This window comes from Lacticaseibacillus manihotivorans DSM 13343 = JCM 12514 (assembly GCF_001435035.1).
In the GTDB taxonomy this organism is placed as follows: Bacteria; Bacillota; Bacilli; order Lactobacillales; family Lactobacillaceae; genus Lacticaseibacillus; species Lacticaseibacillus manihotivorans.
Map to the genome: position 1 here is coordinate 1 of NZ_AZEU01000108.1, position 19,184 is coordinate 19,184.

Below are 19,184 nucleotides of genomic sequence, written 5' to 3' on the forward strand. Positions count from 1 at the left end.
TATAGAAAAAGGAGCCAACAGACAAGATGTCTATCAACTCCAAAAATTGTAGCGCCCCTTTTTCGGATTGGTTTTGCTTAGGACTGGGTCGTTTGCCGTGATGGTAAAAGTGACATCCAAGGCCTTAGCAAGTTTGCCCATCACTTCTGCAGTTACGCCATTGGCAACACTTTCGATTTTGGCGATTTGACTTTGCGTCATGTCGAGCTGCTCGGCCAGTTGGGCTTGAGTGAGCCCTTTTTGGTTGCGTCCCCAACGGATTAACAGGGCACATTGAATCGGAGCCGGAACTGAAATGACGTCAGTGATCGGCCGACCATTTATCACAGTGGCGATCATCAAGGACATGGTGTCGTCTGGAATCGGTTGGGGAAGATAGTCTTTAATTAATGAAATGTCTCGCATTGTGACATGACCAAATAGCAATTGATCATACTGGTCAAATGCATCACGATAAGCAGGAGATTGGAGTGGATTGCTATCCATGATTTCGTTAAGGTAGACTCATTGTTGATGAACGGCTTGAGGGGTCATAATATTTTTCCTCCAGAAGGTAAATAACGTCGGACGTGGCGATGACTGGCGTCGGTATCAAAGATGATCGAAGGGTCATGTGCAAATCCGCCAGGTTCAAGTAGAAGTACTGAATGCCATTTTGTTTAGGCCTGAGTTGCATGAAGCCGTCAAAATCAGGCGTTTGAAATGAATCGAGCATGACCATGGCTAACAGCTTTTTGGCAACTTGGCGGTGGCGAAATGGTTTGGCGACTTCCAGTAGGTCAACAAAATTTCCTAAATTTTCAGGGACATGTCGAAAGGCGATGAGGCCGGCTAGTCGGCCATCGATAAAGTTGCCTAAGACGATGTCAATGTCGAGTAAAGTGGCCCAGTAGAATCCGGAATCAAATCCGCTGGCTGACAAAGTGGTATCATCTTAGCGCGCAGGGTCCGCAATTTCAAAGAGTTCTTCCATGACCAGAGGATAACATGATTCTCTCAAAGAATAAGGAGTCATCTTTACATCCCTTTGGTACCAACATTTGAATTCGTTAACAGCAACGATAATTGTTCCAATCTAAGAAAAAACTTGTGCTTAACCGTGTTATTCTTGTGAATACCCGTGAACTCCGCTGCTATTTCGATACAAGTGGCGCAAAATCTAGTAAGATGAGAATATCATGAGACACACAAGGAGGCCCGACCATGCAAAATTTGACTCAAGTCACCACGCAAGGCGATTACATCATCATGTCGATCACTGGTCGCGACCGCTTAAACAAGCACTTAGCCGAACTCGGCTTACTAGCAGGCAAACGCTTGACCGTGATCCAAACGGCTAAAGGCGATTCTGGCATGTTGATTTATTTTCAAGGGCAGCGCTTGGCGATGTCGACTGAAATTGCCAGCTTAATTGAAGTGCAACCTTATCACGATATCGACTTAACGAATGCACAACCACTTGCGCAATTCAAACGTCATCAACAAGGCATCGTGGCCAAACTCGACGGCCAACCAGCTTTGCGTCATCGCTTGATGGATATGGGGCTGACCCGTGGTACGTTGGTAAAAGTCTACAACGTTGCCCCGCTTGGTGATCCCTTGGAACTGTTAGTCCGTGGGTATAAGTTATCGATCAGAAAGGCTGACGCAGAATCGATCCAAGTGGTGGAGGTGGGTCAACATGCCTGAAGCTATCGCCTTAGTTGGTAATCCGAATTCTGGTAAAACCACGCTGTTTAATGCGTTGACTGGGGCCAAACAAGCCATCGGGAACTGGCCTGGCGTCACGGTCGAGCGCAAAGCTGGCAAACTCCGCCAAGATAAAACAGTGGTGATCCAAGACCTACCTGGAACTTACTCACTGTCACCTTACACTTCCGAAGAGATCGTCACGCGGAACTTTTTGCTCGATGGGGAACTGTCGCAAGTGCTTAACGTGGTGGATGCCACGAACTTGGAGCGCAACTTATATCTGACGCTGCAAGTGATGGAAACCGGACGCCCCTTGATCGTCGCCTTGAATATGATGGATGTTTTAAAAAAGCAGCATCATCGCCAGATCAATCTCGACAAGTTGAGTTACGCGTTAGGGGTGCCAGTAGTGGGCATCAGTGCGATGAACGGCACCAACGTCCCAGAACTGGTCGATCATCTGCTTACGCCAAATGCTAAAACATATGCCTATCCAGAATATGATCCCCGAGTGGAGTCCGCACTCAGCTTGATTCAAGCTCAACTCAAAGCTTATCCTGCGGAAAAACGCCGTTGGTATGCGATCAAGTTGTTTGAACAAGATGAACAAGTGGTAGAAAAAGTCCAGCTCACTGATAAACAACAAGATGACATTCAACAAACTATCGCCACTGCTGAGAAACTGTTCGGCGATACTTCTGATGCCATCATGGTCAATGCGCGCTATGACTTCATTGCTCGCGTGATTGCGATGAGTGTGGTCGATGACAATGATTTCTCGGAATCTTGGTCGGACAAAATCGATCGTGTGGTCACGAATCGCTGGCTGGCGTTACCGATTTTTGCCGTGGTGATGTGGGCGGTGTATTATTTATCGATTCAAACCATTGGGACAATCGGGTCAGATTGGCTGAATGACACTGTGTTTGGCAGTTGGTTGCCGAACTTGGCAACCCGTTGGCTCAATCAATGGCAAGTTGCCCATTGGCTGCAATCGTTGATCGTCGATGGGATTATCGGTGGCGTCGGGGCGATCCTCGGCTTTTTGCCGCAGATCATGATGTTGTTTTTATGTTTGGGGATGCTGGAAGATTGCGGGTACATGGCGCGCATCGCGTTTGTGATGGATCGGCTGTTTCATAAGTTCAATCTGTCAGGAAAGGCCTTCATTCCGATGCTGATCGCCACAGGATGTGGGGTGCCTGGCATCATGGCGACGCGGACCATCGAATCCAAGCAAGACCGGCGCATGTCGATTATGTTGACCACGTTCATGCCATGTTCGGCCAAGCTCACGGTGATCGCGCTGATTTCTGGGACCTTTTTCCCTGGGCAATCTTGGGTCGCCCCGTCAGCCTACTTTATTGGGATCCTAGCCGTGATCGGTTCTGGGATCTTCTTGAAGAAAACGCGGTTATTCGCTGGGCCGCCGTCACCGTTTGTCATGGAATTGCCGGCTTACCACTTGCCGAAGTTTTCTAATATTACCCGCTCGGTGTACAGTCGCTCTCGGGCATTTGTGTATAAAGCTGGGACGTTGATTTTTGCGTCTTGCGTGTTGTTATGGTTCTTGGCCAATTTCAACTGGCAAATGCACATGGTCAGCCAAAACCAATCGATCCTGCGTGATATCTGTGGCGTGATCGCCCCGATTTTTGCCCCACTTGGGATCGGTGATTGGCGGGCGACTGCCGCGATTTTCTCAGGCTTAATTGCCAAGGAAAATTGCGTCGGGACCTTTAAAATTGCGTTTGGTGGCGGGACCATGGCTCACTTCCAAAGCCAACTCCAACAAGCCTATGCGCCAATGGCAGGGTATGCGTTCTTAGTGTTTAACTTATTGTGTGCGCCATGTTTCGCTTCGATCGGGACCATGTACAAAGAATTCGGCGATACGCGCTGGACTTGGTACGCGGTGGGTTATCAATGTGGTGTCGCTTATTTGATCGCCACCATCGTCAATCAAGCAGGGGCTTTGGTTGCAGGCACCGCTTCAATTTGGGGGCTAGCGCTGGCCGCTGTCGCGTTATTATTGATTTTGTTTGGACTGTTTGTGAAGCGGCCGGTGACCAGCAACTTGCAGAAGGCTATTTGAAAGTGCTAACATAGGAGGAATTGCTGATGGCAACTTGGATCATTTTAGGCATTATTTTACTGGCTGTGGCTGGCGTGATCTATAAGCGCTTCTTCAAAAAGGCCAAAGGTGACGGCTGCAAATCATGTGGCGACGTTGGCTGTCCTTTGTTTGACCAAGCGCAAGCCTTACAGCAGAATAACAAAAAGCGAGCTAACTAGTTTCGCGACTTGGAGTCGACATGGAATCTCGAATGAATTATTACGTTTTCCCACGCAGCGAGTGGGCGACGTTTCACACGCGCAACTTTTCGTCAGTGACCGATGCAGAACTTGATCAATTGCGGTCATTGAATGATGAAGTCAGCATGCAAGACGTGAAAGACATCTACAGCCCCTTGCGGCATTTGATCCACGTGAAATATCGTGATTATCAAACTGCCGAGTTCAACTTGTCTGCATTTATGGGCGAACATGACTACAACCATCCGTTCATCATCGGCATCGCCGGTTCCGTAGCAGTGGGCAAAAGTACCACTGCGCGGCTATTGCAGTTGATGTTAAGCCGTGCGTATCCGGACAAGCGCGTGCAAATGATCACCACTGATGGGTTCTTGTATCCTAACGCCGAGCTGGAAAAGCGCGGCATTTTGGATCGCAAAGGGTTTCCTGAGTCTTACAACATGGACTTGTTGATCCACTTTCTCAACAATGTCAAAAATAATACTGGGGTGGTGCGCGCGCCGAAGTACTCCCATCAAATCTACGACATTGTGCCTGGCGTTGAAGAAGTGCTCGACCATCCCGATATTTTGATCGTCGAAGGGATCAACGTCTTACAGCTGCCGACACATGAACCGATTTACGTGTCGGATTATTTCGACTTGTCGATTTATGTCGACGCCGATCCAGAGTTGATCGAACAGTGGTATTTGGAACGCTTCGGGATGTTGTTGGACACGGCATTCACCGATCCGACCAACTACTATTATCAATATGCCATCGGCGATCGGAAAGTTGCCTTTGATATGGCGCGCGATGTGTGGGATAAAGTTAACTTGGTGAATTTGAACGACTATATCTTGCCGACCAAGAATCGGGCGGATGTGATCTTACATAAGACGCAGAATCATGTGATCGACCAGGTGTCATTGCGAAAGTTCTAATTGTTGAGGGGCATTTTTGGTGGAAAATGAAAAAAGTCAGGGCGTTGCCCCGCTTGCTGGGTCGCACTGACTTTCTTCAGTATCAGCGCTTCGGCGGTTTTTGCCAGGCAATCACGCCGCTAATAACGGCAGTGACAAACGCACCCAGTTCGACGGGATTCACGTTGATGCAGAGTGTAAAGTTAATCATCATGACACCTTCTTTTGACAACAGTATCAGCTGAATAGATGATTAGTTAATCGGACTGAAACATGTATCCGGTCAGTTGTCGTTACATAGTTTAGCATACTGGGTTAGAATCTCAAAAGCTTTCCGCGGCTTAATAATCGGCTTTGCGAAATCAATGATGATTTAAAATTTGAATCAAGTGAATTCCGATTTATAACTTGCAAGTCCCGTAAAGACATGCTAGTATCAGGATGTAAAGTTAATCATTGTGACACGGGTCTAATCAGCCCAAACCGTCGCCTACCAGCCCAATCGCTGATAGGCTTGTTTTATTTCAGTAACGAAAAGCCAAACTCACAGTCGAGTTTGGCTTTTCGTTTACAGATATTTTCCAGTGATGGATCGTTCACAATCCACGACGCCAGCCGGCACGCCTTGATACACGATTTCCCCGCCGCGCGAGCCGCCATCTGGTCCGACATCGATCAGCCAGTCTGCTGCACGCATCACATCGAGATTATGTTCGATCACAATGACAGTGTTGCCAGCATTGACCAAGTCGTTGATGATGCGGATCAAGTTCTTGGTGTCGGCGGTGTGTAGGCCAGTGGTTGGTTCGTCCAAAATGTACAAGTTGCCAGCATTTTGCAGCTCGGCCGCAATTTTTAGGCGCTGACCTTCACCGCCGGACAAGGTGTCCAGCGTTTGGCCGATTTCCAAATAGGAGAGGCCGACGTTTTCCACCGCGGCGAGCTTGCTGGCGATTTTCTTGTCGTTGAAGAATTGCACCGCTTCTTCGACGGTCATTTGCATCATGTCGACGATGTTATGGCCGCGAATTTCGTATTGCAGCACTTCTGCTTTGAATTTGGTGCCGTGACACAAGGAACACTCGACTTCGACATCATCCATGAAGGACAGATTCAAGCTGACCACGCCTTTGCCATGGCATTGCGGGCAAGCACCAGTCGAGTTGCTGGAGAAAAAGCCTGCTGGTTGTCCGGAACTTTTGGCAAAAAGTTGGCGCAAGCGATCCATGATGCCGGTGTAAGTCGCGATGCTTGAGCGGGAGTTGGCATGCAAAGGCGATTGGTCGATATTGATGGCTTCGGGGTGTTCTTGCGCGAAGACTTGTTGCACCAACGTGGACTTCCCAGAACCAGCGACGCCTGATACGACGGTGAATAAACCGACGGGAACTTTCAAAGCAATATTTTTCAAATTATGTCGCGAACTCGGTTGGCTTTGGATAAAAGTCGTTGCTTTGCGCGGATTTGGATTGATCGGCAAATGTTGCTTTAATGAATGGCCGGTCAAGGTGTCTGATTCCAGCAACTCGGCGTAAGTCCCTTCGAAAGTCACTGTCCCACCATGTGACCCTGCACCTGGGCCCATGTCGATGATGTGATCGGCGACAGCGATGACGTCGGGGTCATGTTCCACCACGATCACGGTGTTGCCATTGTCACGCAACTTTTTCAATAAGTCGTTGAGGCGATGGACGTCGCGGGGATGCAAGCCAGTCGATGGTTCATCCAAGATATAAAGCATATCGGTCAGTGCGTTACCGAGATATTGCACCGCTTTCACGCGTTGGGATTCGCCGCCAGAAAGCGTGCGGGTGTCTCGGGTCAACGCTAAGTAGTCCAACCCGATGGCGATCATGTCGCCTAAGCGTTGTTGTAAATCCGTCAATAACGGCGCCATGGCGGGGTCGTCGAAGGCTTTCAGCACCGCAACTAAGTCAGACAGTTGCATATCGGTGAGATCAAACATGTTGTAACCATTGATGCGACTCGCTAATACGGAATCGTTATAGCGTTTCCCACCACAAGCAGGGCACAAAGTCTGGGTGGCAAAAGTTGCCAAGCGTTTGGCTGCGCCGGCTGACGTATCCCGATCAGATTGGGTGGTGGTGCGGAAGAATTGCCGCGAAATGCCTTCAAATTTCTGCTTGGTGCGCACGCGTTCGTCTGGATCACCATGTAAGAAGAAATCCCATTGATCATCGGAAAACTGATCCAGTGGCAAGTCGTTGTCAAATAGCTTGGTTTTGATCAGCTGCTGATTGTAATAGCCGTTCTTCACGTAACCTGGCAACAATACGGCGCCTTCGCGAATTGACTTGCTACGATCAAAGGCGGCGTCGAGATTCAACACGTAAGTTTCGCCTATGCCTTGGCAAGTTGGACACATGCCTTCTGGATCATTGAAGGAAAAGGCATTTGACGCGTGGCCGTGGTGTGGTTGGCCGAATCGTGAAAATAAAATGCGCAACAGCGGATTAATATCGGAAATCGTGCCCAGCGTTGAACGCGCATTGCCACCAAGGGGCTTTTGCTCGATCACCACAGCTGGTGAGATATTGTTGACCGCATCGACGTCTGGGCGTTTATAGCGCGGCAAGAACAACCGCGCAAAGCTGGAAAACGTCGAATTCAGTTGCCGGCCGGCTTCTTGGGCGATGGTATCAAAGACAATTGAGGATTTCCCAGATCCAGAGACGCCGGTGAAGACGGTGATCTGGTGTTTGGGGATGGATAAGGACACGTTTTGTAAATTGTTTTGCCGGTCACCTTTAATTTCAATTGAATCGAACATTTACTCCTCCATTCACACGCAAAAGGGGGCGCCACGTCATTGCGGCACCATTCTGGAACATCCAGGGGGCAATAGTTTATCATAAAAGTAGGGGAAACGCTACCAAAAAATGTGTTTCCCATGTTTAAGTTCCCCCCGTGACACCTTGCGACGACGCTTAGTACCTCAATAAGGAGGAGTACAAATCATGACACGAGCAGAATTGAAACAAGCGGCCAAAGCCCGACTCAAAGGCAAATGGGGTTGGGCAGTCGGCTTTCACTTTGTGGCGGTGTTTTTCGCCAATGTGGTCGGCTGGCTGACGTTTGGCATCATTACCTTAATGGTCACCGCTGGGATCGCTTTTACGTTCTTGAAGTTTATGGATGATCGGGAACAAGACCGCAACATCTTTAGTAATATTTTCAGTGCTTTCACCAGCGGCCAGCCTGTCGCGGTATTTCTCAACACATTACTATCGGCGATTTTCATTGGATTGTGGTCGATGCTGTTGGTAGTGCCTGGCATTATCAAAGCCTTGGCCTATTCGCAAACCAACTACATCTTAAAAGATATGCAAGCTGCTGGCACGAAAGTCACGCCAACTGGGGCCATTGCCGCCAGTCGGCAGTTGATGGTGGGGCATAAAGGGGAATATTTCCTGTTGCAGTTGAGCTTTATCGGCTGGGCTTTGGTGGCAACATTGACCTTTGGGATCGGCTTCTTGTGGCTGGCCCCTTATATTCAAGCCACTAATGCTGCATATTATCGCAATTTAGCGGGAGATCAATTCACGCAACCTGCCTTATAATAGAAGCAATTGGTTCGAGTGGCTTTCAGACGTGGCTTTTTTAAATGGGAAAATTCTCATCACGATTGACGTTCGTCGATAATATCAGTAGAATTAATATAATTTAAAGAGGAGCGTGGAGAAAGCTTGGCAAACCAGGATTACGACAAGATCATCGTACTTGATTATGGCAGTCAATATAACCAATTGATCACCCGGCGGATTCGCGAGTTCGGCGTTTATTCTGAACTCAAACCGCACACGATCACGGCTGCAGAAGTGAAAGAAATCGCGCCAAAAGGGATCATTTTCTCTGGCGGCCCAGATTCCGTTTATGACGAAGGGGCATTAGGAGTCGATGATGAGATCTTCAACCTCGGCATCCCGATCTTAGGTGTGTGTTACGGCATGCAATTGATGGCTTATCGCTTAGGCGGCAAAGTTGCACCAGCCGACAACCGCGAATACGGTAAAGCCGACATCAAAGTGCTCGATGACGACGCCAAAGTTTTCCAAGGCCTTCCTCGCGAACAAACCGTGTGGATGAGCCATGGTGACTTGGTTCAAGAAGCACCTAAAGGCTTCCGCGTAACAGCAACCAGTGAAAACTGCCCGATTTCTGCGATGGATGACGACGATCGTAAGTTCTACGGCATCCAATTCCACGCCGAAGTCCAACACACCAAGTATGGCCACGAAATTCTGCATCATTTTGCCTTTGACATTTGTGGCGCAGAGGCGAACTGGAACATGGGTGACTTCATCGATGACCAAATCAAAGCCATCCGTGCTGAAGTCGGCGACAAGCAAGTCTTGCTCGGTCTTTCTGGTGGGGTTGACTCATCTGTTGTTGCGGCCTTGTTGAACAAAGCGATCGGCGACCAACTTACTTGTATCTTCGTGGATCACGGCTTATTACGGAAGAATGAAGCCAATCAAGTGATGGACTCCTTAGGCAAAGGCCTTGGTGTGAAAATCATCAAAGTCGACGCTGCAGATCGCTTCTTAGGCGATTTGAAGGGTGTTACCGATCCTGAAAAGAAACGCAAGATCATCGGCCGCGACTTCATCGAAGTCTTCAACGCTGAAGCCCGCAAGTTGCACGGCATCGATTACTTGGCGCAAGGCACGTTGTATACCGACGTGGTTGAATCCGGTACCGATACGGCTCAGACCATCAAGTCTCACCATAACGTTGGCGGCTTGCCAGACGACTTGAAGTTCAAGTTGATCGAACCATTGAACAAGTTGTTCAAAGACGAAGCCCGCGAACTTGGCGAACGCCTTGGTATCCCGCATGAACTCGTATGGCGCCAACCATTCCCAGGCCCAGGTCTTGGCATCCGAGTATTAGGCGAAGTTACGCCTGAAAAGCTCGAAATCGTGCGCGAATCCGACGCGGTTTTACGTGACGAAATCAAAAAAGCCGGCTTAGACGAATCTATTTGGCAATACTTCACCGTATTACCGGGTTTCCGTTCTGTTGGCGTCATGGGTGATGGTCGGACATACGACTACACCATTGCCATTCGTGCCATCACGTCCATCGATGGGATGACTGCAGACTTTGCCCGCATCGACTGGGAAGTCTTGCAAAAGATCTCTGCTCGCATCGTCAACGAATGTGGGCACATCAACCGCGTGGTTTACGACATCACGTCTAAGCCGCCGGCAACTGTCGAATGGGAATAGTTCTAGATAACACTATTCACTAATTTAGCGGGATTTTAAGGCGTTTTAGCCGGTATTAAATAGCATTTAATCGGGTTTGGGGACTGAAATGTCCCCCAAGTGTCCCCCGAGAAATAGATGAGATCAGTTAGCCAGTGTTGGTTAGCTGGTCTTTTTTCAGTTGCGCGGGTAATCAATCAATTAAATGAGATTATTAACATTATATTTTAATTAAAATTAAAAGGATGAATTCCATCCTAAAATTAACTGGTGCGAGGTAAGCACATTGTTGTCTCAGTGGTGGCGGAAGCGCTGTTATTATTAGATGACAGGATAGTTCTTCTTATCCTCATTCTACGCGGGAAAATATGAGAAGTAGTGACGCGGATTTGAAATAATTGCGCCTTATCTGTATCGTTAATTGTGTAGTTTTTATTGCAGAACATGTTGAACTCACGAAGGAGGAATGCTATGACCACCAAAGTTGAGGTCAAAAACTTGACGAAAATCTTTGGCAAGCATGTCGCAAAAGCGCAGACGATGCTTGAAAACGGACATACGAAACAAGAGATCTTAGTGGCCACAGAAGCAACGGTTGGTGTTGACCGCGCCAACTTTGCGGTTGAAGACGGTGAGATTTTTGTCATCATGGGCTTATCCGGTTCCGGGAAGTCGACGACGATTCGGATGCTCAACCGGCTGATCAAACCGACGAGTGGCAGCGTGCTGATCGATGGTGAAGATATTGCGACGATGACCAAAGCCCAATTGCAAGCCGTTCGGCGCCAGAAGATGAGCATGGTATTTCAAAGCTTTGCCTTGTTGCCCAACCGAACGGTGCAACAAAACACGGAATTTGGGTTAGAGATTCAAGGTGTCAGCAAAAGCGAGCGCGCGGCCAAGGCCCAAAAGGCGCTTGCGATGGTGGGCTTAGGCGAATACGCCTCGCAGTATCATGATCAGCTGTCGGGGGGGATGCAACAGCGCGTCGGGTTGGCCCGCGCGTTTGCCAACGACCCCGAGGTGTTGTTGATGGACGAAGCCTTTTCCGCGCTGGATCCGCTGAATCGGCGCGAGATGCAAGACGAATTGCTGGATCTCCAAGCAAACTTGCACAAGACGATCATTTTTATCTCGCATGATCTCAACGAGGCGCTACACATCGGCGATCACATCCTGATCATGAAAGACGGTGAGATTGTCCAGATCGGGACGCCTGAAGAAATCTTGAGCAACCCTGCCGATGATTATGTCGAGCGCTTCATCGAAGGCGTTGACCGTTCGCAGGTCTACACCGCCGGAAACGTTATGGTGCGAGCAACGACCGTCAACGTCGAAAAGGCCGGTCCCCGGCTGGCTGCGCGGCGAATGCGCGACAACGAGATTTCGAGTCTGTATGCGATCGATTCCGAGCGCCACTTGCTCGGAATCATCGATGCCAAAGACGTGCGTCAAGCAATCGACCAGCATCAAGAAGATATCCGCCCATTGGTCAAAGACATCGTGCCGACGACGACCATCGATACCCCTCTGGCCGACTTGATGGATGCCGTGTCCAGCACGCCTGTGCCGTATGCCGTCGTCGATGAGCGCCACCGGCTGCAAGGAATTATTATTCGCGGGGCGGTCTTGGGCGCATTGTCAGGAAATGAGGTGAACGTGAATGTTTGATCTTCCCAAAATTCCCCTAGCGCATTGGATCGATGCCTTCGTCGCGTGGATTTCGCATTTTGAAGGGTTCTTCTATGTCATCACGAACGCCTTGGGCGGCATCATCAATGCCATTCAGTGGGTGTTCGATCTCTTACCGATTCCCGTGTTTATTCTTGCGGTCATCGCGTTGACCTGGTGGTTAACGCGCCACGAGCGCAAGCTGGGGCTGTTGGTGTTCGAACTGCTGGGGTTCTTGTATATCTGGAATCAAGGCTTCTGGCGGGACATGACCCAAACGCTGACCTTGGTACTGACAGCCAGCTTGCTGGCAATCATCATCGGGGTACCGCTGGGCTTGTGGGCGGCGATGAATCGCACCGTTGCGCGGATCGTCAAGCCGTTGATGGATTTCATGCAGACGATGCCGGCATTCGTGTATCTGATCCCAGCCGTCGCGCTGTTTGGTATCGGAATGGTGCCAGGCGTTGTGGCGAGTGTTATTTTCGCGATGCCACCGACGGTCCGCATGACGCAGTTGGGGATTCAACAGGTCTCCGGTGAATTGATCGAAGCCGCCGATAGCTTCGGCGCGACGCGCTGGCAGCGGCTGACCAAGGTTCAGCTACCAGGGGCGTTGTCGACGATCATGGCCGGGATCAACCAAAGTATGATGCTGGCCTTGTCGATGGTGGTGATCGCGTCGATGATTGGGGCGATGGGTCTGGGGACCCAAGTCTATTTTGCCGTCGGGCGTAACGAGGCCGGCAGCGGCTTTGCGGCCGGGTTGGCGATCGTGATTCTGGCGATCATCTTGGATCGAATCACCCAGGCGATGAATCACAAGCAACATTAAGGAGGTCGCGATGCGCAAACTCAAAACTGTCTTAGCCGCCTGCGCCGTTGTGCTCGGGTTGGCCGGGTGCAGTACCGCGCCGGCCAAATACAACGCAAGCCAGCCGCTTGGCAAGCAGCTCAATTACACCATCACCGGGATCGATGCCGGGGCCGGGGTGATGAGTCGCACGACGGTGGCATTGCAAAAATATGGTCTAAGCGCGCACAATTGGCAGCTTCAAACCAGTTCGACGGCTGCGATGACGTCGACGCTAGGCAAGGCGGTTGAACACCACCAGCCAATCGTCGTCACTGGCTGGCAGCCGCATTGGATGTTTGATAAGTATGATCTGAAATTTCTCAAAGACCCCAAGCATGCTTACGGGACTAGCGAAGCGATCCACACGATCGCGCGCAAGGGACTTAAAAAGTCGGCCCCGCAGGCGTACACGTTGTTGGATCGTTTCTACTGGACGCCTGCGGACATGTCCGCGGTGATGCTGAAGGTCAACGATGGCAAAGCCCCGGCTACGGCCGCCAAACAGTGGCTGAAGGCAAATCCCCAAGCGCTACAGCAATGGAGCAAGGGATTAAAGCATGTTCACGGGCAGAAGTTGACCCTGACCTATGTCGCGTGGGATTCGGAGATCGCCTCGACTAACGTTATAGCCCAATCCTTGCGCACCCTCGGGTATGACGTCACGATTCGGCCGATGGAGATCCAGCCGCTGTGGGCATCGGTTGCGACCGGCGCGGCCGATGCGATGGTGTGTGCCTGGTTGCCGAACACCAGCGGCAAGTATTATGCCGATTACAAGGGGCAGTTCGTCGATCTCGGCGTTAATTTGCGCGGCGCGCGCGTCGGGTTGGCGGTGCCGAAGTACATGACCAATATCAACACGATTGATGATCTGATCAAGAAGTGATCTTGATGGGGCTTCAAATGAGTAACCCAATAAGCGGGAAGGCCGAGTCAGGCTTTCTCGCTTATTTTAAAGGAAATTTGTCAAATGGTGTTGAAGGATAGTTACCCACAAAAAGACGACCTGATGATCTAGAAATCAGGCCGTCTTTTCGTTTAAGACCCCCATGATATTGACATCAACCATCCGCCCCCCATTCAGCAATCCGTTGTTCATCTAAGCGGCTGGTTGGCATGATCCTGGCATTATTAAACAAGACGTCAACTCGACCAAAACGTGTAATAGTAGCCGCTACGGCTTGTTGCATGGCTTGAGGGTCAGTTACGTCCACTGCTTGAATCAAAATATCTGCGTCAGGAAACATTTGCTTGAGGTGTTCTAGGCGATCTTGACGACGGGCAATCAGCGTCAACTTTGCACCAGCGGCAGCTAATTGTTTGGCAGTAGCAGCACCGATGCCACTCGATGCGCCGGTAATAATGACGACTCTGTTAGTTAACATGGCAATAACGTTCCTTCCTCAATTATGCTCCAGGGTAACTGTGACATTGCCACGACCCAATAGCTGCTTGAGCTCAGTTGCGGAAATACCTTCCATTTTACCCAAGCGTGTGAAGTTCCAACTGTTGTGACCGTAGTACATCACAAATTTATTCCCTTGATACAAAATGAGATCGCCGGCTTCAGTGTTTGTTGGCGTATCGTTGGTTGGAAATTGTTTGTGTAGGTTACCGACTTTCTCCATCCCTTCAAAATCCTCCAACGTCAAGGTCTGATCACCTTCATCTAGCCAATCAAGAAATGCCTTTGCTGAAGAATTATCTGCCATCGTTGCTTCTATGGTGCGATTGTTAACTGTAATTTTCATTTGGTTGTTGTTTGCGGCAGGCTCAGTACTGTTAATCTTTTTGTTATGCTGCTGGCTTGGGTTGGTAATTGTATGGCGCGATTGGAATAATGAGTGACCGCCAACAATTAAAAGCAACCCAATTACTATGCCAATAGTGATTCTGTTTTGCTTAGTCACACTGCTACGCTAGTTTCAGCGTAAGGCCGTGCCGGGTATTTTTTAGATGCCGTCAGTGATAATCCGATTGCTGCTCTGCTTGGATAGGGTCAGGGTGTATTGTGAGACTTGGCTCATATCGGTATCAGTGTCGAGATACTTCACAGATAATGTGACAGTCAGACCGCGCTTAGTCTGATTAAAGACTGGATCGAGCAGTTCCACGAACTTGAGGTTCCGTTCGATTGGCTGTGTGCCGTCTTTGACGTAATGCTTGAGTTCATTGCGATCACTTTGCGGGTACAAAGCGAAGAACGTTTTGAGGAACTTGGTTACGTCATCTGAGGTGCTGCTGGGTACCATGTTATCGGACTGCGTGTCTGGTAGCTTGATTCGTGCCGTCGCTGGTTCAGCTGCAATCGTTGGGTTCTTGGTGACCACCATATCGCCGTTGTCATTTTGAATAACTTTGATGGTGTAAGTGCTGTTCACTGACTTCTTGTCTTTGCCCTTGAGAGACCCTCCTTGTGGGTGTGCTGATACTAACAATTATAGAGGGTCGTTGTCTCACTTATAAGGGTAACATCAGTTTTCCCATGGAAGGAACTGGACGAGGCATACCAATTGGAATTTTCCAAGCAGAGTACTGGGCGAGCCGCTAAGCCGTTTCGCATGCTTTACGGGGCTGGCCTGATTCAGAATCGGATGAAGTTGACCGATTGTGGTGTGGTTGAAGCGATTCCAGTGAAGATTCGCTTTCCGCAAGACACCTCATTGCTCAATCTAGCGTGCAAAAACCTTGAAGCGATGGCCATCGACATGGCACATCAACTGAATGTACCAAATCCGCGCATGTATAAGCGTGAGGCCAAGCAAGTCTGGACCGCATTTTCTAGGCATCCGAAGAGCCAGAAACACTCAATCCATAAGCAAGTCAAAGCTCAGCTTCAATACGTTCGACGCGACTTGCGCTACATCAATGAATTCATCGACGCCGGCGCGACTTTGACGGCCAAGCAAGCAACGCGTCTGGGTGTTATTAGGATCTTGTTTGACCAGCAGTGGTACATGTTTGAACACAAGATTCACAGAGTCGCAGACCGCATTGTCAGCCTCCAACAGCCGTACATTCGTCCGATCCAGCGCGGTAAGGCCAAAGCCAAAGTTGAATTCGGTGCCAAGATCGATTGTTCATTGAGTGAAGGCATCATCGACATTGAACGCTTTGGTTTCAATGCTTTCACTGAAGACCATGACTTTGCGGCCACGCTAGATCATTACTTCGACCTTCATGGTGAATATCCAGATGAAGTGTTAGCGGACACGTTTTACCGCACCAATGACAATTTAAAGCTGTGCAAGGAGTTGAGTTTCGCGATTTGTGGACCAAAGCATGGGGCCAAGCCGAAGACTTAGGATCCAAAGAAACGACGTAAAGATACAGACGCCGAGAATTGACGTGGCGCTATAGAACGGCGCTTTGCATTTTTGAAAGGGCCAGTGGGACTCGACTTAGTAAATACCTGGACAGCTGAATCATTAGTCGTCAAGATCGATCAGGCAATGGTGTTAAGCGATGCGCTGACCCTCGTGAGGGTATTTGCTATACCAATTTTTATTTCGACAACGTATGAAGGGCAAACCTATTGCCTTCAGTACAAATTTACTACCAGCCTTGAGAATATGGTGGCCTAGTTGAACACGTACTAAGTAGGAGATAACCGCACGGATTCCCTAAACAATCACCTGTTATGAAGTACCCTTGTCAAACCCCAAGTTATCAATTTCAACGGTCAAAATTCGTACATACCCGGCACGTTGATGAAAGTTGTCGGTTGCAAGCCAAAGCTTATGTAAAGTATAATATATATAAGCTGAAGAAGTGGTCCTGAGGAGGTAGTATATGACTCGCGTGAACGAAGAATGGTTCCAAACGACGCCTCAAGATATTGCGACACAATTTGATAGTAGCCCAACGGATGGGCTTCAACCCGAGCATCTTTCAAAATATCGAGAGCGTTATGGTGAAAATATTTTGCTTGAAGCGCCCAGACCAAATATTATTCAACGAATCATACGTCATTTGAGTGATGTGACATCACTTGTCTTACTGTTTGCAGTGGGTTTATCAGTTTACTTAGCTTTAACTGCTGATAGTGGTTGGTTCAAGCCAATTATCATCGGCGGGATTGTTGTTTTGAATGTTGGACTCAGCCTCTATCAAGAAGGACGTGCAGAACGGGCACTGGCCAGTCTCAAGGCCATGAATGAGCAGACCGCGATTGTCATTCGCGAAGGCAACCCAATGGTTGTACCAGCAAACAGAATCGTTCCCGGCGATCTGTTACAGCTTAAAGCGGGGGATACCGTTCCAGCAGACGCACGGATTGTTCAAGCGACCGCATTGTCTGTGGAAGAAGCAATGCTCACCGGAGAAAGTGAGCCAGTTGAGAAGTCGACAGAAGATCCAGCCTTGTTTTCAGGAACCGCCATCTTAACCGGAAATACAACGGCACTAGTGGTCGGTACAGGCATGAAAACTGAAATCGGTCAGATTGCTTCGATGCTTAATACAACGCATGCGGTGAAAACACCCCTAGCTGAACGCTTAGATCAATTGGGCAAACGATTGTCGCTAGTGGCTGTTGTGGGTGGTGTGATTACCATTCTGCTGGCAGTGCTGATGTATCAGGAGTCAGTGTCTGAAAGTTTAATGCTGGGGGTCGGACTGGCGATTGCCGCAGTGCCAGAATCATTACCCGTGATTGTGACCTTGAGCATGACCGCTGGCGTCCAGAAGATGGCCAAGCAAAATGCGATTGTGCGACGAATTACCGCTGTAGAAACGATTGGGAACGTCACTGTGATTGCGTCTGATAAGACCGGTACGTTGACTCAAAATAAGATGACCGCGACCCACTTTTGGCCGGGCCAAGGGCCAGTGCTAGATTTGCGTGTGGCCGATGTGCCTGAATCAAATGATCTCGCCTTATGGGGCTTAGCGAATGGCGCCACCCTTGGCAATGATGGCGAGATTCTTGGTAGTCCCACTGATGTGGCGGTGTATCGCTTTGCAGCAACGGTGTTGAACCTTTCTCAGGTCTTGTCTGCATATCCGCAAATTGCCGAGGATCCTTTTGATTCAACGAAGAAACGAATGGCGACCTTGCATCGGCATAATGGTCGTTGGTTAGTAGTCGTCAAAGGTGCGTATGATCGGCTTGACTTAGTCGCTTCGCGCAAGGAAAGTCAGCAACGACATGACGAAATGGCAACCCAAGGTTTACGGATCTTGGCTACCGGGGTTAAGTGGTTTGACCAAGACCCTGGTGCGGATTGGCTGAATCAATTAGATCAGTTGACTCTGGTCGGTCTGATTGGAATCATGGATCCACCGCGTCAAGAGGTCCCCGAAGCAATATATACCGCGCAACAAGCTGGTATCCGTACAGTGATGATTACTGGGGATCATTTGCAAACGGCAAGTGCAATTGCGACTCGAATCGGGATTTTGCATGCTGGGGAACGCGCCATTGCCGGGGCTCAGTTGGCGGCACTGTCGGATAGCGAACTGACCGATCAGATTGGAGAAATTCGCGTGTTTGCGCGGACGACACCTGCAGATAAGCTTCGCATTGTTAAGTGCTGGCAGGCACAAGGCGAAGTGGTGGCAATGACTGGAGACGGGGTTAATGATGCGCCAGCGTTGCGTCAAGCTGACGTGGGGGTCGCCATGGGTATTACCGGTACCGATGTGGCTAAGAACACTGCTGATATTGTCTTAACTGATGACAACTTCGCAACGATTGTTCAGGCAGTCCGTCAAGGGCGAACCGTTTACCAAAATATCACTAAAGCTGTAGAGTTCTTGGTGTCAGTCAACTTCGCCCAAATCTTCACAATGATCACTGCAGTATTGCTAGGGTGGGGCGGTATCTTGAGTGCCGAACAAATGTTGATTGTGAATGTGTTGGCAGATGGAATTCCAGGCTTCTTCATCAGCCGTGAAGTGGCGGAAACCGGTGTTATGCGCATGTCCCCAGTCAATCGTCAAACTAGTATCTGGCAGGCAGGTCTTGGTAAACGGGTGGCGGTACGAACGACCACCTATGTTGTCTTGATTCTTGGTATTTATGCACTTGGCCGCTTCCAGTGGGACGGCGGCCAAGCACTTGGAATGACGATGCTGTTCTTTGTACTAGCAATGGGCTCGATACTTGATTTGTTCCCGATTAAGTCTCGGCGACGCCTGGATTGGCAAAATTTCACTGCTAATCGTCCATTGACACTCAGCGTGGTTGGTATTCTACTAGGACTATTGATTATTGGCAATGTACCGGTATTAGGCCAAGCAATCGGATTGGTTGCGCTGACGGCAGGACAGTGGCGCATAGTTCTGGTGACGTGTTTACTGCCGATGTTGGTGGTTGAATCGTACAAGCGCGTTCAGCACACAAATGAATTGAAGCACTGGGTCACTGCCACAGAATAATCAGAAACTGAGCTTGATACCGTGATTAAATTTCTGGTATCATGCTCAGTTTTTACGTCAAATAAATGTATTGCAGTCATGTCGCGCGGCACGCTATTCCGGCGGCCAATATTCAAAATAATCCGGCGGAATTTG

General features: G+C 49.4%; 16 protein-coding genes and 1 pseudogene. 11 read left to right on the forward strand and 6 right to left on the reverse strand.

Annotation, left to right across the window (positions count from 1 at the left end):
- Nucleotides 1-33: 33 nt before the first annotated feature.
- Complete coding sequence (locus tag FD01_RS05735; RefSeq protein WP_162257342.1) at nt 34-405, reverse strand: helix-turn-helix domain-containing protein; 372 nt, start codon at nt 403-405, stop codon at nt 34-36.
- Nucleotides 406-493: 88 nt separating this feature from the next.
- The gene (locus tag FD01_RS05740; RefSeq protein WP_056963134.1) at nt 494-922 is read right to left on the reverse strand and encodes a GNAT family protein; all 429 of its coding nucleotides are present in this window, start codon (nt 920-922) and stop codon (nt 494-496) included.
- 281 nt (nt 923-1,203) lie between these two features.
- Between FD01_RS05740 and FD01_RS05745 the strand changes: the two genes are divergently transcribed.
- Genes FD01_RS05745 through coaA form a run of 4 tightly spaced genes read left to right on the forward strand, consistent with a single transcriptional unit; the run spans nt 1,204 to nt 4,931 of the window.
- Entirely contained in the window at nt 1,204-1,689 is a 486-nt protein-coding gene (locus tag FD01_RS05745) for a FeoA family protein (RefSeq protein WP_054715150.1), read from the forward strand.
- Complete coding sequence (gene feoB, locus FD01_RS05750) at nt 1,682-3,787, forward strand: ferrous iron transport protein B (RefSeq protein WP_056963136.1); 2,106 nt, start codon at nt 1,682-1,684, stop codon at nt 3,785-3,787. Before FD01_RS05745 ends, feoB begins: the two co-directional genes overlap by 8 nt.
- A gap of 26 nt (nt 3,788-3,813) precedes the next feature.
- Nucleotides 3,814-3,987, forward strand: coding sequence for a FeoB-associated Cys-rich membrane protein (locus FD01_RS15685; protein WP_082611706.1), 174 nt, complete (start codon nt 3,814-3,816; stop codon nt 3,985-3,987).
- 20 nt (nt 3,988-4,007) lie between these two features.
- Nucleotides 4,008-4,931: a type I pantothenate kinase gene (gene coaA, locus FD01_RS05755; protein ID WP_054715153.1), complete on the forward strand. Its 924-nt coding sequence runs from the start codon at nt 4,008-4,010 to the stop codon at nt 4,929-4,931.
- Between the two features lie 547 nt (nt 4,932-5,478).
- Here coaA and FD01_RS05760 read toward each other — a convergent pair.
- A complete protein-coding gene (locus FD01_RS05760; RefSeq protein WP_056963138.1) occupies nt 5,479-7,701 on the reverse strand; it encodes an ATP-binding cassette domain-containing protein in 2,223 nt (740 codons plus the stop codon).
- Nucleotides 7,702-7,888: 187 nt separating this feature from the next.
- Between FD01_RS05760 and FD01_RS05765 the strand changes: the two genes are divergently transcribed.
- The 5 genes from FD01_RS05765 to FD01_RS05785 all read left to right on the forward strand — a co-directional run bounded on the left by FD01_RS05765 (nt 7,889) and on the right by FD01_RS05785 (nt 13,554).
- A complete protein-coding gene (locus tag FD01_RS05765; RefSeq protein ID WP_056963140.1) occupies nt 7,889-8,491 on the forward strand; it encodes a DUF975 family protein in 603 nt (200 codons plus the stop codon).
- A gap of 126 nt (nt 8,492-8,617) precedes the next feature.
- Complete coding sequence (gene guaA, locus FD01_RS05770; protein ID WP_056963142.1) at nt 8,618-10,162, forward strand: glutamine-hydrolyzing GMP synthase; 1,545 nt, start codon at nt 8,618-8,620, stop codon at nt 10,160-10,162.
- Nucleotides 10,163-10,612: 450 nt separating this feature from the next.
- On the forward strand, nt 10,613-11,812 hold the full coding sequence (locus FD01_RS05775; protein ID WP_152164792.1) for a quaternary amine ABC transporter ATP-binding protein: 1,200 nt from the start codon (nt 10,613-10,615) through the stop codon (nt 11,810-11,812).
- Nucleotides 11,805-12,647 carry an ABC transporter permease gene (locus FD01_RS05780; protein ID WP_054715160.1) on the forward strand — a complete coding sequence of 281 codons (843 nt, stop codon included), beginning with the start codon at nt 11,805-11,807 and terminating at the stop codon, nt 12,645-12,647. The genes FD01_RS05775 and FD01_RS05780 overlap by 8 nt, the downstream gene beginning before the upstream one ends.
- Nucleotides 12,648-12,657: 10 nt before the next feature.
- Nucleotides 12,658-13,554 (forward strand): glycine betaine ABC transporter substrate-binding protein, encoded by an 897-nt coding sequence (locus FD01_RS05785; RefSeq protein WP_056963146.1) that lies wholly within the window; start codon nt 12,658-12,660, stop codon nt 13,552-13,554.
- Nucleotides 13,555-13,729: 175 nt separating this feature from the next.
- Here the strand turns inward: FD01_RS05785 and FD01_RS05790 are convergent, their stop codons facing one another.
- The 3 genes from FD01_RS05790 to FD01_RS05800 are packed head-to-tail and all read right to left on the reverse strand — an operon-like array spanning nt 13,730 to nt 15,106.
- Nucleotides 13,730-14,053, reverse strand: a complete 324-nt coding sequence (locus tag FD01_RS05790) for an SDR family oxidoreductase (protein WP_056963148.1) — start codon at nt 14,051-14,053, stop codon at nt 13,730-13,732.
- A gap of 18 nt (nt 14,054-14,071) precedes the next feature.
- Nucleotides 14,072-14,578: a cyclophilin-like fold protein gene (locus FD01_RS05795; protein WP_202813673.1), complete on the reverse strand. Its 507-nt coding sequence runs from the start codon at nt 14,576-14,578 to the stop codon at nt 14,072-14,074.
- A 42-nt stretch (nt 14,579-14,620) separates the two neighbouring features.
- Complete coding sequence (locus FD01_RS05800; protein ID WP_225436169.1) at nt 14,621-15,106, reverse strand: conjugal transfer protein; 486 nt, start codon at nt 15,104-15,106, stop codon at nt 14,621-14,623.
- 24 nt (nt 15,107-15,130) lie between these two features.
- On the opposite strand from FD01_RS05800, the pseudogene FD01_RS05805 reads away from it, so the two are divergent.
- Nucleotides 15,131-16,252: pseudogene (locus FD01_RS05805) on the forward strand (transposase); the annotation flags it as partial.
- Between the two features lie 208 nt (nt 16,253-16,460).
- Nucleotides 16,461-19,049, forward strand: coding sequence for a cation-translocating P-type ATPase (locus FD01_RS05810; RefSeq protein ID WP_056963150.1), 2,589 nt, complete (start codon nt 16,461-16,463; stop codon nt 19,047-19,049).
- Nucleotides 19,050-19,184: the final 135 nt, after the last annotated feature.

Bases quoted from the DNA above. Each gene is read 5' to 3' on its own strand.
- FD01_RS05735 (WP_162257342.1), bottom strand. From the start codon at position 405: ATGCGAGACATTTCATTAATTAAAGACTATCTTCCCCAACCGATTCCA.
- FD01_RS05745 (WP_054715150.1), top strand. From the start codon at position 1,204: ATGCAAAATTTGACTCAAGTCACCACGCAAGGCGATTACATCATCATG.
- feoB (WP_056963136.1), top strand. From the start codon at position 1,682: ATGCCTGAAGCTATCGCCTTAGTTGGTAATCCGAATTCTGGTAAAACC.
- FD01_RS15685 (WP_082611706.1), top strand. From the start codon at position 3,814: ATGGCAACTTGGATCATTTTAGGCATTATTTTACTGGCTGTGGCTGGC.
- coaA (WP_054715153.1), top strand. From the start codon at position 4,008: ATGGAATCTCGAATGAATTATTACGTTTTCCCACGCAGCGAGTGGGCG.
- FD01_RS05760 (WP_056963138.1), bottom strand. From the start codon at position 7,701: ATGTTCGATTCAATTGAAATTAAAGGTGACCGGCAAAACAATTTACAA.
- FD01_RS05765 (WP_056963140.1), top strand. From the start codon at position 7,889: ATGACACGAGCAGAATTGAAACAAGCGGCCAAAGCCCGACTCAAAGGC.
- FD01_RS05775 (WP_152164792.1), top strand. From the start codon at position 10,613: ATGACCACCAAAGTTGAGGTCAAAAACTTGACGAAAATCTTTGGCAAG.
- FD01_RS05780 (WP_054715160.1), top strand. From the start codon at position 11,805: ATGTTTGATCTTCCCAAAATTCCCCTAGCGCATTGGATCGATGCCTTC.
- FD01_RS05785 (WP_056963146.1), top strand. From the start codon at position 12,658: ATGCGCAAACTCAAAACTGTCTTAGCCGCCTGCGCCGTTGTGCTCGGG.
- FD01_RS05790 (WP_056963148.1), bottom strand. From the start codon at position 14,053: ATGTTAACTAACAGAGTCGTCATTATTACCGGCGCATCGAGTGGCATC.
- FD01_RS05810 (WP_056963150.1), top strand. From the start codon at position 16,461: ATGACTCGCGTGAACGAAGAATGGTTCCAAACGACGCCTCAAGATATT.